General features: G+C 49.6%; 12 protein-coding genes. 5 read left to right on the forward strand and 7 right to left on the reverse strand.

Annotated features, from left to right (window positions below; all coding sequences use genetic code 11):
* Window positions 1–2: 2 nt before the first annotated feature.
* From cueR to JQN73_RS03750, 3 genes are all read left to right on the forward strand, one after another.
* A complete protein-coding gene (cueR, locus tag JQN73_RS03740; protein ID WP_205323160.1) occupies window positions 3–410 on the forward strand; it encodes a Cu(I)-responsive transcriptional regulator in 408 nt (135 codons plus the stop codon).
* A gap of 81 nt (window positions 411–491) precedes the next feature.
* Complete coding sequence (locus tag JQN73_RS03745) at window positions 492–995, forward strand: plastocyanin/azurin family copper-binding protein (RefSeq protein ID WP_205321825.1); 504 nt, start codon at window positions 492–494, stop codon at window positions 993–995.
* Window positions 996–1,194: 199 nt separating this feature from the next.
* The gene (locus tag JQN73_RS03750) at window positions 1,195–1,623 is read left to right on the forward strand and encodes a copper-binding protein (protein WP_240162415.1); all 429 of its coding nucleotides are present in this window, start codon (window positions 1,195–1,197) and stop codon (window positions 1,621–1,623) included.
* A gap of 173 nt (window positions 1,624–1,796) precedes the next feature.
* Here the strand turns inward: JQN73_RS03750 and purU are convergent, their stop codons facing one another.
* Window positions 1,797–2,666: a formyltetrahydrofolate deformylase gene (purU, locus tag JQN73_RS03755; RefSeq protein WP_205323162.1), complete on the reverse strand. Its 870-nt coding sequence runs from the start codon at window positions 2,664–2,666 to the stop codon at window positions 1,797–1,799.
* Between the two features lie 304 nt (window positions 2,667–2,970).
* Complete coding sequence (locus tag JQN73_RS03760; RefSeq protein ID WP_205321826.1) at window positions 2,971–3,528, reverse strand: polymer-forming cytoskeletal protein; 558 nt, start codon at window positions 3,526–3,528, stop codon at window positions 2,971–2,973.
* 581 nt (window positions 3,529–4,109) lie between these two features.
* On the opposite strand from JQN73_RS03760, the gene JQN73_RS03765 reads away from it, so the two are divergent.
* Complete coding sequence (locus JQN73_RS03765; protein WP_205321827.1) at window positions 4,110–5,084, forward strand: thymidylate synthase; 975 nt, start codon at window positions 4,110–4,112, stop codon at window positions 5,082–5,084.
* A 425-nt stretch (window positions 5,085–5,509) separates the two neighbouring features.
* On the opposite strand, the gene JQN73_RS03770 is transcribed toward JQN73_RS03765, so the two are convergent.
* From JQN73_RS03770 to JQN73_RS03790, 5 genes are all read right to left on the reverse strand, one after another.
* Window positions 5,510–6,538, reverse strand: coding sequence for an IS110 family transposase (locus JQN73_RS03770; protein WP_205321828.1), 1,029 nt, complete (start codon window positions 6,536–6,538; stop codon window positions 5,510–5,512).
* A gap of 118 nt (window positions 6,539–6,656) precedes the next feature.
* A complete protein-coding gene (locus JQN73_RS03775) occupies window positions 6,657–8,135 on the reverse strand; it encodes an efflux transporter outer membrane subunit (RefSeq protein ID WP_205321829.1) in 1,479 nt (492 codons plus the stop codon).
* A gap of 11 nt (window positions 8,136–8,146) precedes the next feature.
* Window positions 8,147–9,604 (reverse strand): efflux RND transporter periplasmic adaptor subunit, encoded by a 1,458-nt coding sequence (locus JQN73_RS03780; protein ID WP_240162416.1) that lies wholly within the window; start codon window positions 9,602–9,604, stop codon window positions 8,147–8,149.
* 494 nt (window positions 9,605–10,098) lie between these two features.
* Window positions 10,099–12,831: a glucans biosynthesis glucosyltransferase MdoH gene (mdoH, locus tag JQN73_RS03785; RefSeq protein ID WP_370551303.1), complete on the reverse strand. Its 2,733-nt coding sequence runs from the start codon at window positions 12,829–12,831 to the stop codon at window positions 10,099–10,101.
* The gene (locus JQN73_RS03790; RefSeq protein WP_240162417.1) at window positions 12,804–14,315 is read right to left on the reverse strand and encodes a glucan biosynthesis protein G; all 1,512 of its coding nucleotides are present in this window, start codon (window positions 14,313–14,315) and stop codon (window positions 12,804–12,806) included. Before JQN73_RS03790 ends, mdoH begins: the two co-directional genes overlap by 28 nt.
* A gap of 607 nt (window positions 14,316–14,922) precedes the next feature.
* Here JQN73_RS03790 and JQN73_RS03795 point away from each other — a divergent pair.
* A complete protein-coding gene (locus JQN73_RS03795) occupies window positions 14,923–15,450 on the forward strand; it encodes a dihydrofolate reductase (RefSeq protein WP_205321830.1) in 528 nt (175 codons plus the stop codon).
* Window positions 15,451–15,866: the final 416 nt, after the last annotated feature.

A 15,866-nucleotide genomic window follows, 5' to 3' on the forward strand; every position in this document is an offset into this window, starting at 1 on the left:
GCATGAACATCGGCGGGGCGGCAAACGCTTCGGGCGTTTCAGCAAAGATGATTCGCCATTATGAAGAAATCGGCTTGATCCCCCCTGCAGCCCGCACCGACGCCGGCTATCGACTTTACAGTGAACGCGACGTGCATTTACTGCGCTTTATCCGACAGAGCCGGATGTTGGGATTTTCAATGAAACAAATTGCTGCACTCATCGGATTATGGCTTGATCAATCACGACCGAGCAGTAAAGTTAAACAGCTGGCGCAGCAACACATCCGGGACCTTAATGAAAAAATTATTGAACTACAGGCCATGAAATCAACTTTGGAACGTCTGGCGAACAACTGTCACGGGGATGCTCGACCCGAGTGCCCGATTCTGGATGGATTGGCGCAACAGCAAGTACCTCCTTTTGCTTAGGGACCAGTTCAACTCGCACGCCGGCTAGCGATCATTGATTAGCTACTTTATTGACTTTCTTTTAAATCCATCAGGAACACCATGAAGCGCAATTTCTTACCTTCTTTACTTTTATCTTCTATTGTTTGTGCGTTTACCATCAGCACGTTAACAATCCCAAGCCTCTCTCACGCGGATACCCAGCATCGCCAAACAACCGATACCGATACAGCAGGATCACCGGGTAAGGCCGGCGCGGCAAGCCGTACGATTCATATCGAGATGGCAGATGACATGCGCTTTACGCCGTCGGATGTCACAGTGAAACAGGGCGAGACGATCAAATTCGTGGTCGCCAATAAGGGAAAGTTGGTGCATGAAATGGTGATTGGTAACGCTGCAGAACTCGCCGAACATGCCCAATTGATGCGCAAGATGCCAGATATGAAACACGAAGAGGCGAATCAAATCACAGTCGAACCGGGCAAAACTGCAAATTTGATCTGGAAATTCAGCAAAGCAATGAAGGTTGACTTCGCCTGCCTGGAACCGGGTCATTTTGAAGCGGGCATGAAAGGAAAAGTGAACGTGATTGTCAGCAAGTAACTAACTGCAAACAAAGGAAAAACATAATGGAAAGCCATGTTTCGTCGTCCGTGATTTCGTAACGAGCTGTAAAACCTTTATGTTATTTTCTTCGAATAACAGAGCATAGAAACCCTGCCACTCCGAGTCCTAAAATTCGTGCGCATCGATTTTTTCGAAGATCGGACGATTCGTCGCAACAGAAGGAGCGGTCGGCGGCATGAGTGCGATCAACTTCGCAAATCATACCGACATCACCACTATTGAAAAGGTTACCTCGATGGCACATTTGTACTTAGTAAGTAATTTTATGGTGATAGCGTTCACCCTCCTTATCGGGGTGCCATTAACCAGCATGGCCAACACTAATGTGAATAGCATCGATAGCAAAGCGGAATTAAGTGAACCGAATGAAAATTTTGAACTGCCGCTGGTCAATGGTGAAATCATCAAAATTGATCCGTTAATCAATGCCATCACACTGCGGCATGATCAAATACCCAATTTTGGGATGCCTGCGATGACGATGACATTTAACGTGAGCGATAGTGAGATGTTGCACCAGTTCAAAGCAGGAGACGCTGTGAAATTTTCGATTGGAAAACGCGATGGCGCGTTGACTATCGTAAGCCTGGAAATGAATTCCTGATACCAAAAACGTGCGCGTTAAGCGTTCCGTTTCTGGCGTTAAAAGCAGCTTTTTAAAGTTATTGGCAAAAAATTTACTTTCGTTACTTACTTTCGTTACTTACTTTCATTACTTACTTTCGTCACTTAGTTTCGTTACTTAGTTTCGCTACTAAGATTCGTTACTTAGTTCCGTTACTTAAAGACCACGGTCTTATGGCCGTTAAGCAGTATCCGATGTTCCACAAACCACTTGACCGCACGCGCAAGTACCACGGACTCCACGTCGCGACCAATCGCAGTCAACGTATCGGGTGCCATGGCATGGTCGACCCGGGCGACATCTTGCTCGATAATCGGGCCCTCGTCCAAATCGCCGGTCACGAAGTGCGCGGTTGCCCCGATCAGCTTCACGCCACGGTCGTGCGCCTGATAATAGGGTTTAGCACCTTTAAAGCTGGGCAGGAAGGAGTGATGAATGTTGATCGCCCGCCCTTTCAGAGCCGTACATAAAGCAGGTGACAATATTTGCATATAACGCGCTAACACTACTAAATCAATATTATTGGTTTCAACCAACTCCAATATGCGTGATTCTTGCGCCAATTTAGCGGCCGCAGATGCGCCATTTGCCAGCGGGAGATGGTGAAAGGGAATGTTGTAACTGGCCGCTAATTGATAAAAATCGGTGTGATTGGAAACAATCGCAGGAATTTCTACCTCCAGCAGACCGCTCTTGTATCTGAACAACAAGTCGTTCAGGCAATGACCGATTTTGGAAACCATTAGCAGCATTCGCGGTTTCTTCGCGGCATCATTGAGTTGCCACGACATCTGCATGGTCGCCGCCAAGGCGGCAAAAGAGTCACGCAACAGGTCGTCGCCAAGAGTGGGATTTTCCGAAGCGAAATGCACGCGCATAAAAAACAAACTTGATTGCGCGTCACCGAATTGCGCAGAATCGATGATATTGCAGCCATATTCGGCTAAAAAGCCCGATACACGATGGACAATGCCGCGCTGATCAACACAAGACAAGGTAAGAATATATTCTGGGTAGCTCATCATTATTTTATTAGGTTGCACACCAGCCCATAGCGACAAGACTTCAGCGTTGGGCGAAAGATGCCATTGTCGCACGGCTTCAGCAGACAAACAAAACCCGGGCGTACTTTAAGGAGGGCCCGGGTTCTTGAGACAACAATTAAAATATTACAATGCCAGCAAGTTCATTGACATAAGTTGGTCCCACGCACGTGCTGCGCGTTCCTTACGGCGTTAGCGTCAAATTAGCTACTTGAAAATACGATAACTTTAATCGCAAAATCGGACACTTTTAATAAACCGTCAAGAGTGGCACGACGCTCAGTTATACGGTGGTCGAGGGCACCGCAGCGACAGCAGCAGGTGGGGCAGTTTTAGCAGCAGCCGTTCCAACTTGCACTTCGCCGATCAGTTGACCGCCTTCTTCAATCACGACCTTACCGTACCGAATCTTCCCTGAAACCTTGCCGGTGGCATAAATGACCAATTTTTCCCGAACAGTCAGATCGCCATTGAATTCGCCGTGAATTTCAGCCAGATCGATTTCCGCAGAGCCGATGAAAGCACCCTTCTCGGCAATATGAATGACACGCGAATTCATGGTGGCTTCAACACGACCTTCAACGACAAGTGTATCGCAATCAGTAATTTCGACGCCTTTAAGCTTTATATTCGGCCCGACGATCAACTTACTCCCACCTTCAGTCGTGCTGGAAGCATTAGAGTGTTGTGTAGACAGCATGGAATTAGCGGTTGAAGTCACTTGATTGCCAGCCTTTGGAAAAGTAGATGGGCTATTCGACGACAAATTATTGGTTGCACTAAGAGGGGAATTTGGTGTTGGTGTTTCGCGCTTACCAAAAAGCGTTTCTGAACGAAGCATGAAATCTCCTGATAATAGTAGAAACTGTCTGCCTTACGCATGCAGTGCCCTACTGGTAAAAAATAATTAGAACTTCTGCGTCGTTTGCGCGGCGTTTAACGAGCCGTTACTCGAACGCGTAGTCTTCGTGGTAAATCGGATGAGGTTATCTGGAGTCGTTCAATTGACACATTGTAAAATGTCATCAAAAAAACACGCCTAAATAATAATTTTGGTCAAAAGACACTTGCTTGAGATACAGATAATTCTTAAAAAGTTCACGTTTAGATTTAATCATTTGTAACAGTGTCAAAAACTAGCGCTATTATTTTTTGTTTTGACTTCAAAATTTCTATTTAGACAACCAGAACGCTGCCTTCACAACATGGTATGCATTCTACGAAGACATGCAAGCCGTTATGTCTATCGAACGCCATTTTTTTGCTCCACTAGCACGCGCAATGCAACTACGAATAACGGTTTTCTCAAAACATCGTATTCATAGTACGCCGAATACTCTCTCAGTCGCTATACTTAACGGTCACATAAAATACACGCTACACGGCATTATCCGCCGTGCAGCAAGCCGGAGAAAAAATTAAATGAAGCAATACCTCGATCTGGTACAGATGGTTCTGGACAATGGAAGCTGGCAGGAAAACCGTACGGGAATAAGAACGATCAGCATGCCCGGCGCGATGATGCGTTTTGACCTGCAAAAGGAAGGTTTTCCAGCGGTCACGACAAAGAGGCTGGCCTTTAAGTCCGTAGTCGGAGAACTGGTGGGGTTTTTAAGAGCGTCCCGAAGTGCCGCTGACTTTCGCGCATTGGGATGCAAGGTGTGGGACCAGAATGCCAATGAAAACGCTGCATGGCGTGCCAATCCGTATCGCTTGGGAGAGGATGACCTCGGTCCGGTTTATGGCGTCCAGTGGCGTGCGTGGCCAGCCTACAAGCTTTTGGAAAAAACTGAGTTAGGTCAGATCGCAGATGCGCAGCAAAGAGGTTATCAGTTGATATCCTCTTTGCAAGATGACGGGAAAGAAAAAGTGCTTTTATATAAAGCCATCGATCAATTGCGCGAATGCCTGGATACGATCATGGAAAATCCTGGCAGTCGACGGATATTATTTCACGGGTGGAATTGTGCCGAGCTTGATGCCATAGCCCTTCCCGCATGCCACCTTTTATATCAATTCCTGCCCAATGCGGCGACCAAAGAAATTTCGCTCTGCCTTTACATACGCAGTAATGACATCGGACTGGGCACGCCATTCAATCTCGCCGAAGCAGCCGCCTTGCTGCATCTGGTAGGACGGCTGACCGGATATACGCCGCGCTGGTTTACTTATTTTATTGGCGATGCGCATATCTACGAGAATCATTTAAGCATGCTTGAAGAACAACTCCAACGCGCGCCCCACGCCGCCCCACGTTTGCTGATATCGGATCGCATTCCTGACTTTGCAAAAACAGGAAAGTACGAACCAGAGTGGCTGGAAAAAATCGAACCGGGTGATTTTTCATTGGAAAATTATGAGCATCACCCTGCGCTGACAGCGCCCATGGCGGTTTAAAGCAGCCTTAAAAATAAGGTGGCGGTATTCGCGACCACCACCTACCGCCACGAGCCGCCACGAGCCACCACTCTTATTCGCTTCAATAATGAATTTACGACACAACCGTGAATTTACGACATATATGGACGCCCTCAGTTTGCCAAGCATTAAATCGATGATGAGCATAAGGGTAAGATTGCAGCCATATATTCGGACTTTCATTGAGGTTTTCACCTCTGTCCCTGATGGAATATGCTGGCCAGGTCCTAATCAGAACCACGCGCTCGAGGCGCATGTCGCATTACAGGTTTTCCTGACCCCGGTCTAACCTGGTTTGCCATCACTTCATCTTGCCTGCACAACCTGTGGAAGGTTTTCTCTTCTTCGTGATAGATGGTGTTATTTATTTCAATAGTTTCCTGGATTTTTCTGGCCCGATTTGATTATGCACCAGCCAGAGCTGGGCAATACTCAGGTCGGAACCTTTGTTCTTCATGTACCAATAACGCCCATACTACCCTCGCATTTTTATTTGCCAGAGCGACCGCAGCGACATTTTTATTTCGTCGACTGAGTAACTTATTGAGCCAGGTAGTAGATGGTTTATTGTCGGCAAATCGAATCACCGCTCGTGCTCCATGAATCAATAGCGTGCGTAAATAAGTGTCACCGCGTTTGCTGATGCCTAAAAGCACGGATTTGCCCCCACTGGAATGCTGTCGGGGAACCAGTCCTAACCAGGCAGCTAGTTGGCGCCCGCTCACGAAATTCTTAGCATCTCCAATTGATGCCACTAATGCCGTGGCAGTGATGGGACCTATTCCTGGTATTTCTGCAAGTTTTCTGCTCATTTCTGAAGAACGGTGCCATTGTTGAATTTTGTCATCCATTTCATCGACCTGTTTATCCATGTCTTTCAAGTGATCATACAAACGTTGTAGCAGATCTCGAAAGCTTGCCGGCAAATCTGATTTTTCCATGATTTCAGGGAGACGCCTGGCGATGTTTGCAATTGCTTGCGGAATAATGATGCCGAACTCGGACAGTAATCCGCGAATTTGGTTTGCTTGAGCTGTTCTCGCTTTGATAAAAGACTGACGCACTCGGTGCAATGACAGGACAGCTTGTTGTTCGTCCGTTTTTATTGGAACGAAGCGCATATTAGGCCGAGAAACGGCCTCACAAATTGCTTCTGCATCGGCCATGTCATTTTTATTGGTCTTGACATAGGCCTTCACAAATTGAGGAGCCATCAGTTTCACAGTATGCCCCATCGCGGTCAGTTTCCTGCCCCAGTAATGGGCGCTGCCACACGCTTCCATTCCAATCAAACACGGTTGCAGTTGAGCAAAGAACTCAGCCATTTTTACGCGATCGAGTTTTTTTCGAAGCACGGTATTTCCATGATCATCGACGCCATGAACTTGAAACACATTCTTTGCTAAATCGATTCCAATCGAAGTCATCTTCATTTTGGACGCTCCTTTCGTTTAGGAAAATATCACTCCTATTTTGGCACGTTGATGCCGTTCGAAAGAGGGCGTCCATTCCATTAGAACCGACTCAAGGGAGCAGGCCTCTGTAATCAGGTTAGCTCGTTTTTGGAGGATTAAGCTCAACCGGGACCGGCGATATTTTATGGCTGGCATCATCCTGCCAGCCGCCGCCGAGCGCCTTATATAACGAAACAGTCGCTTGTAGCCGCTTCAATTTCAGTGCGCCTAATTCGTTCTGCACGTCTGATAATGCACGCTGCGTATCCAGCACGGTCATCAAGTCTTCTGCCCCGACCCGATAACGGATCTCCGACAAATTAAATGCGAAACGTGCTTGCTCCATTTCAGTCGTTTTCAAGGACCGCTGCTCGTCCAGACTTCTGATCTGCCCCAACACCTTGTCGACTTCCGATAACGCGGAAATGACGGTAGAACGATAAACCTGCACAAGTTCTTGCTTTTGAGCGATCGCCAGATCCCGTTGATTTTTCAATAAGCCTGCATCAAAAATTGGCGCAACCAGAGAGGTCCCAACGTTAGCAAGCAAGTTTGGTCCATTAAACAATGATAACAACGCGCCACTTTGCGCACCGGTCGATCCTGTCAAGCGGATGCTGGGAAATAAAGCTGCACGTGCCACAGCGACGTTGGCGTTGGCCGCCGCTAGCTGCGCTTCGGCGCGCCGGATATCTGGACGGCGAGAGAGTAATTCGGAGGGCAATCCGGGTGTCACGTCTGGCAATGCGATGGTATCGAGCCCATGATCTGCGACTTTAAAGGTCTGCGATGATCGACCCAGTAGAATTGCCAGCGCCGACTGCGCTTCGCGCTCCTGCTGCATCAAGTCCGGAATCGAGGCTTTCTGTCCAGCCACGGCCGAACGCTGACGCGCGAGATCCAACGGTGATGCCGCTCCGGCGCTACTTTGTGCCTCAACTAACGCGAGTACCCGTTCCGCGTTCGCGACGTTCTCGCGCGCGATATTGAGCCGATCATGTAACGACAACACCTGCAGGAAAGTCGAGACGATACCGCTGGTGACCGTCAATGCAACGGTTTGTCGATCATACAGATTCGCTTTTAGCGAGGCCTCGGCAGCGGCCAGACTGGCTTTATTTTTTCCCCAAAAATCAATTTCGTAACTGACCTGCAACAAGCCGCTTGCTGAAGTATTCGCAGCACCATTATTTCCCAACGGTAAGTCGCGATTTCCCCCAGCAGAAAAATCGGCTGTGGGTAATAGCGGCGCGCCCGCAATCCGCGCTTGCGCTTCGGCCTGACGCACACGCGCCAGAGCGGCTGCAATTTCAAGATTACTACGCTGCCCTTCATCGACCAATTGGGTAAGTTCAACACTACCAAAACGTTTCCACCAATCATTATCCGGCCATTCCTGATCACTCGGTTTTCCGCTGAGCGTCCAGCCTGCCGGCATTTCGACTGCCGGCGGGGGTTCCGAGATAGGAATATTGTGCGCACACCCCGCCAGAAAAGCGCACAACACGCCTAGGGCTAAAGTGGAAGAATACGGGGCAACGAAGGATTTCAGTTTTAAACAAGCAAAAAGGCGCATATTCCGTTCCATTAGCGCGTTACCGATGTAACACCTGCGGGACTTGAAGGGCTATTGGGAGGAGCGGCATTCTTTTGCTGTGGAACCAGCGTCGAAAAAGGCGCCGCTGCAGAGTTGCCGCCAGGAGCAACTACCGGGACGACAGACTTGCCGCCGTTTGATTGATTAATCGGACTAACCGGGTCGCCTAACTTTGCCGAGGTCCCCGACGTCGATGAAACAGCTGGCGCAGGCGGTGGAACAACTTTAGGCTGTAATAAGACTGCAGGGATCGGCCCCACCAATAACAGGTCGCCGGCGCTTAAGCCTGATACAACTTGCACCTGCTGCTGCGTCCGTAAGCCGATTTTCAGCTTACGCGGACTGAGTTGCTGATTTGCATCCAGCACATTCGCAGCGTATAGGCCATCATCGTCAGGCTTTCCAAGTAGTTTGCTCGGCAGCAGCACAGCGTCTTTGGCTTCGGCAATGATGAACCGGACTTGCGTGCTCATACCGCTCATTAACTCCTGGTCTGGGTTATCGACCTCAAATAACACGTTATAAAACGTTTGCTTGCCCTGTTCTCCGGTTCCGTCCGCGGGTACCGGGATAACCTGCCGTAACTTACCCGACCATTGTTTTCCTGGATAGCCCGGAGTCGTGAAAGTGGCCGTGATACCGCGGCGCAAACGCGTGACATCAATTTCAGCCACACGGGCCTGAACCGTCATTTTCGACAGATCGGCAATGCGCATCAATGGGGCAGTCGGCAGGGGCGCACCGACCGTTTGCCCCGGACGTGCATTAAGTGCCACCACGGTGCCTGTAATAGGTGCCATCACCTGCGTATGCTGACGGCTCTCGTCGTCAAACTTCAACGTGGCCTCGACCTGGCGGATTTGCGCATTAATGGCGTCCACCCGGGCGCTAGCAGACGACATGCTCATACGGCTGGATTCGAAGGATTCTTCACGCGTGGCATTCTGTGCCTTGAGTTGCGTTTGTCGCTTGAATTGTAGCTCGGCAAAATCCATTTGTGCGCGTTGGTCTGCAAGTTCAGCCTGCAAACGGGCCATCTGCGCCCGATTGGTTTCAACCTTGGCCGGTTGTAAAGTGGGCGTAATTTCTACGACCATCTTTCCAGCTTGCACGGTATCGCCAACTGATACCAAAACGTCCTTGATTTGTCCTGCCACCTGCGCGTTCGCATCAGCGTATTTGTAAAGTTGCAGTTTCCCTGCAGCCTCAACAGTTTGCTGAATATCACCACGCTGAATGGTGACGGTGTCAAACTTAATGGGCGCAGGCGGTCCCATCTCCGGCGCAACAGCGGGAGCCGGCTTTGGCTGCTGCAACACTTGCGCCAGAACCACTCCGGCACTAAGTACGACCACCAACGATAAGCCTACGGCGAGACTGCCGCGGCGAAATAGCCGAGACGAATCACGAGTGGGCGGGGGCAAAGGTTTTAGCTGATCAACAGTCATCGTAGCACGTCAAAATAAACAAAAAATAAGTGGCTGGAACCGCAAATAGCCCATGCGTTGACCAAGGACCTGCGCCGGGCGAAAAAGTTGAGGCCTCACATAAAATTCCGTCAGCGTTTTGGCTTACTTTCCGTCCTCGCCCACTGGCGTCGTCTACAGGCTTAGCGAGGTCGCTGTCAGAACCTTAGAACCATTTTACGTAAGTCCCAAGATATTTCCAGAGGTCGACAATTTTCATAACAAAAAAACATAAAAAAGTCGTCGTCTCCAGTATGAGGGCGCAGTGCGTATTTTAGACGGAATAACGGCGCTACTCTGTCACGCACTGGAACAGAATGGTAACAGTTGTTACCGGCCGCATCGCAAGATGGCCGTATTCGAACCAATTTCACCTCTGCCCCGATGAGAACAGTGAGGCTGATCAGATTATGTAAACGTCAATGAGGCCTTTAGCCGGCTGACCGCCAATGAACTAATCAAAACGAACAAAACATTCAGGCATTGGCGACATTTTCCTCAGACAGCCCCATCCATAGTCGATTGGCATCATGCGAACTCCATACCTCAAAATGTAATCGCGACAACACCAATGGATTGTCCAACACCGCACTTTTTTGACCTGCCGTTAAGTTATCCGGCCCACTTTTTAATGCGGTTTGAACCAACGCGGCATGCGCTGCCAGACTGGCCTGCGGGACTCGTGGGCGGGCGGTAACCGCGGCGCAAACCAACGCATTGATTATCGGATCGACCACAGCCTCATTAAATCCGGCGAGCCGTCTACTACCCTCGTTGTAGGCTGTAGTCGCGGCAAGCTCAGGCGGTAAATCGACTTCTTCCGGAATAACAAATAAACGTGCGTGGCGGAAGCTGCGGCCTAGCGAAACCCTGCTGGAAAATACCGATAACGGAATAGACAGAACCAGAGAACCGACAATCGGTAATAGCCACCACAAAAATGATGGTTCCAGCAAAAACACGCCCGTGCCCCACACTAAACCGAGCACTGTATGCCATCCATGGCGGCGGCATGCTTCTCCCCAGCTGGTTTCAGTGTCTTCACGCGGTGGCGACTTCCAGCTGATAGCCCATCCGAGAAATGCCCCGACTACGAATCGCGTGTGGAATAGCATTCTGACCGGTGCCAGCATCATGGAGAACAACAATTCAATCACCATACCCATGGTTAAACGAAGCACACCGCCGAATTCACGTGCTCCTTTGGCCCAAATCAAGACAACGCTTAAAATTTTAGGAAGAAACAGCAACGTTGCCGTTGCGCTGAATAATGTTAAAGCTTTTTCAGGATGCCATTCCGGCCATACGGGAAATAATTGGCCAGGTGTTACGAAATATTCGGGCACCACCAAGGTATGCATAGCCAGAAGTATTGTCGACAACACCAAAAAACCAAACCATAAAGGGGCAGAGATATACGCCATCACGCCAGTGACAAACACCGCACGATGCACGCCGTGCATGCCGCGCGCCAGGAATAAACGGAAGTTCATCAGGTTACCCTGACACCAGCGACGGTCCCGCTTGAGTTCATCTAGCAGATTTGGTGGCATTTCTTCGAAACTTCCCGCCAGATCGTAAGCAATCCACACGCCCCAACCGGCGCGTCGCATCAATGCTGCTTCGACAAAATCATGCGACAGAATTTCACCGGCCAGTGATCCTTCACCGGGCAACGGTGCGAGAGCGCAATATTTCATGAAAGGGTCGAGGCGAATAATCGCGTTATGTCCCCAATAGTGCGATTCGCCCAACTGCCAGTAATGCAAACCGGCGGTAAATAATGGTCCATATACCCGCGTAGAAAACTGCTGTATCCGCGCATATAACGTATCGCGTCCGGCGGCCCTTGGAGCCGTCTGAATGATCCCGGCACTTGGATTCGCCTCCATCAGGCGCACCAGCGTTGTCAGACAGGTCCCACTCATTACGCTGTCCGCATCCAGCACGATCATATAGTCATAGTTAGCGCCCCAACGCCGACAAAAATCGTCAATGTTGCCGCTCTTGCGCTTCACCCGCCGCCGCCGATGTCGATAAAAAATACGTCCGAATCCACCCAGCGTCCGACACAAACTGACCCATGCATCGAGCTCCGCGGTGCAAATGTCGGGGTCACCGCTATCGCTCAGGACAAAGAAATCGAAACGGTCCAGTTCGCCACTTTGAAGCACTGACTCATAGGTTGCGCGCAAGCCAGCAAATACCCGATTGACATCTTCGTTGCAGATCGGCATGACGATGGCGGTTCGGGCGTTGGCAGGAATTGGCCCCGGCGCCGCGTCCTCTCGCGAAATAACGTATCGATCGGTTCCGCGCATCAATACCAAAAATCCCGCCATGGCAGTCCAAAACCCGGCCGAAACCCAGCAAAACAGGATCGCAAACAAGGCGAGCGTCAACATTTCCATGGGTTTTGCACCATGGTATGGCAATACCGTACTCATGGAATAGGTCGCTACCACGGTTTGCGCCAACATTAATGCGACGAGTACAAGCCTGCGCAGATTGCCGTTGTGGCGCCAAATGCCACGTGGATCGTGACCCTTTTCTTTGGCCACGTGGTGCTCCACACTGGTCTGTTCCGCGTTTTCCCGGGCGGATGTGCGCCTTCTGGATTTCAAGGTGGGACGACGATCAAATGCGCGATTAGCGTTTTCAATCCAGCGCACTATGGGATTTAACGTTCCCCAGGGGCGCGCCACGATCGGGGTGCGTTTCAACGGCAACGCAATCGTTATGCGTGCTCTTCCGCTGGCATCGGTGACGATCTCAGGGGTCGAGCGGCCAATATCACCGTTTTCATTCAACACCACGCCATTCATATCAAGGCTATTGGCGTATGAGGCCGATGGCCCGTGTGCTGCGCTATTCGCGGCAACAGGCCCGATATCGGTATCCTGCGGAATGCCGTAGGCCAACTGCAGACGCGCGGCGATGGACGCATATGCCGGGTTGGAACGGCCATTAACGCCGTCATTACTCAGACATCTATCACTATCATCAGCAACTTCGCTAAGGGCCAGATGCAACGCGGCCATTTCCTCTGCCGACGTCGACGATTGACCACACTGAATCCGTTCGGACAGCACACTCCGTTGTCGCAGAGACAAGGGAAGGCGCTTCAGGTATCTATCGATAGGTGAATGTTCGTCAATCACCTGAGATACTGGCTTGTGCGCTAGTTGGGCGGTAATATGTAACTCCACGTTTCAGATAGGGTTGTGTTGCCGTTACGCAGGAAAGCGCGCAACTCGATCGGTTTGTTTTCTTCATTGCGGCGTAGCTTCATATTGATGCGCCAGCCTCCGGTAGCTTCGTTTTTGACAGCGCTGCTGCTCAATAGTTTTCCATTATCATCTACGCTCACCACCGCATCCAGTTTTGTATTGTCCGGCAACTTCTTGAACGCCGGTCCTTCAAAATCCACGATCAAGCCGATGCTATCATCCGGCTTCGCCTGAAAACCATTTCCGCGTCGCGTCTGCGTGACCCATGACAAGGGCGAACTCTTTTCGGCGTCTTTCTGCCATAGCAGCGTGTATTCAATGTTGAATGGCTGCCCCACTTTTGGCACCGTATCCGGCACCCAATAGGCAACAATATTGTCATTGGTTTCGTCCGGCGTTGGAATTTGTACTAACTCGACTCGGCCCGCGCCCCATTTTCCTTTCGGCTGAACCCAGGCGCTTGGGCCTTTGTCATAGCGAGAGTCAAGATCCTGATAGGCCGCAAAGTTGCGCTCGCGTTGCATCAACCCAAACCCGACCGGGTTGCTTAATGTGTAAGACGTGACCAGCAAGCGTTTAGGATTTACCAACGGTCTCCAAATCCACTCGCCAGTCCCGGACGCGACCAGCAATCCATCCGAATCATGCACTTCGGGCCGATAATCTTCAACCGGTGAACGTTGATTTTTTCCATACAGAAACATACTGGTGAGTGGAGCAATACCCAACTTGCTCACATTTTCGCGCAAATAGAGTTGGGCTTTGACATCAATCGCCGTGTCCACTCCGGGCCTAAGCGTGAAGCTGTAGGCCCCGGTCACGCGCCGTGAATTGAGAAGCGCGTAAATAGTGAGTTGTTTGTCGCCAGCTTGCGGCCGCTCGATCCAAAACTCAACGAATTGCGGGAATTCCTCACCTGAATTGAGCGCCGTATCGACCGCTAATCCTCGTGCCGACAACCCATAGCGCTGATCCTTACCCACTGCGCGGAAATAACTTGCGCCCAAAAATGACAATACTTCATCCTTATAGGTGGCGTTATTCAGCGGGTAATTAACGCGGAAACCGGCAAACCCGAGCGAACGCAGTTTGCTGGGGTCCACCTTATTCGCACCGTAGGTAAAATTATTCGGATCAAAACGGATCTCACGCACGTTTTTTCCGAGGATCTCGTTCATTTTCACCGGCTGATTAAACAGATGGCCTTCATGAAAAAAGGCCAAATCGAATGGTAGCTTAGCATTCGCCCATGGCGATTTTTCCTGCTTGAACCGAATATCTCTGTATTGCTCCAGAGTTAAGTCATCGATCTCTTTTGGTATATCAGAAACTGGCTTGACATACGCCTTGGCGGACAAGGCTTTGGCGCGTACCGCAACATCATTGAAACTAAAAGCTGAGGCATTCAGAACCGGAAGCAGACATCCCATTATCAACAGCGTCGGCACCAATAGGGTGCGCATTGGTAAGGAAATATCGCATCTTGCGGAGGAAAAAGATTTTAAGAACATTGGATTCCCATTTGGCACTGCTTTGATTTGCGAAATCAATGCCAGCTATCAATACCAGCTATTTAACGCCAATCAGCACGCTAGTTAGCTGATTGCTACCATTGGTAGATATTAGCGCAGAGCGTTGGATTGTTTATTAATTTTCGCAAAGAAGCATCTTCGGATGCTTTGTTACAGAATTATTTGCCAAATTTACATGAAATATAACAAACACACTCCTGGCTAAGATGAAAAATAGCGAGACCCATAAGAGTCGACGCTACACTAAAGTGTCTTATTTATTGCTAATAAGCAAATTTACATACGCAGATAAGATCAGCGTCATCCGGCAAAGTTCCGTTAGATGTTTATAGTAAAATTACGACAATTTACGCCTATGTCATTATCCGGGACCAATATAAACCGGATAATAGGTCTGGATAAGCCACGGTAAACTGAAACCTGGCTGTCTTAAAGCGCTTCAAAGGTCCAAACTGCGCTTTATCAGGTCGTAGACTCTTACGCTTAATAAGAGTCATCTTGCAACATATCAGCCAATCATCTAAAAAAAGCCTGTCCATTGAATACATCTGCACCTTCCAAGCCTATCCTCACTATCATTGTCGCTACTGACGCGGAGAACGGAATTGGCGTACGTAATACGCTGCCGTGGCATTTACCAGAAGATCTGGCGCATTTCAAACGCACCACCTCTGGTCATCCTATTATTATGGGTCGTAAAACGTTTGAGTCAATTGGACGCCCGCTACCTAACCGGCGCAATATAGTGATAACGCGGAATCCGGAATGGCAACACGAAGGTGTGGAAACGGTAAACTCGGTGGAGGCCGCCGCCGCGTTAGCCAATACGTCTACCGATGCATCCGGTGCAAATATCGAAGCTTTCTTCATCGGCGGCGCTGAAATCTATGCCGCAGCCCAACCACTCTGCGACCGCTTGATCATAACGGAAATCGGCAAACGCTTTGATTGCGACGCTTTTTTTCCGGCCAGGGATCCGCAACAGTGGCAGGAAAACTCCAGAATTTCGCATCACTCGGCGGATAACGACTTCGATTACGCTTTTGTAGAGTATTCCAGGAAATAATGCTTTAAATAGCACTTTAACTTTACCAGGTTAAATTCGGCCAGCTTATGTGGGATGGGGCCAGCTGCGGTGCAAGTCGGTTAGTTGTAACGACCGAATTTGCGAGGATATATTTAATATCATATTCTTAAGCCCAAAACATTGGCTGCGTTATTTTCCAGTGTTTTGGTACATTTCGCCCCAATTTTCCTCATATCTGCGAAAATTCGACATTCACCTTTTTGGTCCAGCAAAGCTGCCCCAACTATCCGGAGCAGACGCGCAATTTAAGCTGTTGGCTAAGCTGTTGATTAAGCCGTTGGTTAAGCTGTTGATTAAGCTTCTAGTCAAGCTCATGACCACGCTATTGTTCACCCTCATTGATTAGCGAACCGTCGACCCAACCTGAAACCGTGTTCGCTACTCCGTCATTCACA

The organism is Glaciimonas sp. PAMC28666, from assembly GCF_016917355.1.
Taxonomy (GTDB): Bacteria; Pseudomonadota; Gammaproteobacteria; order Burkholderiales; family Burkholderiaceae_D; genus Glaciimonas.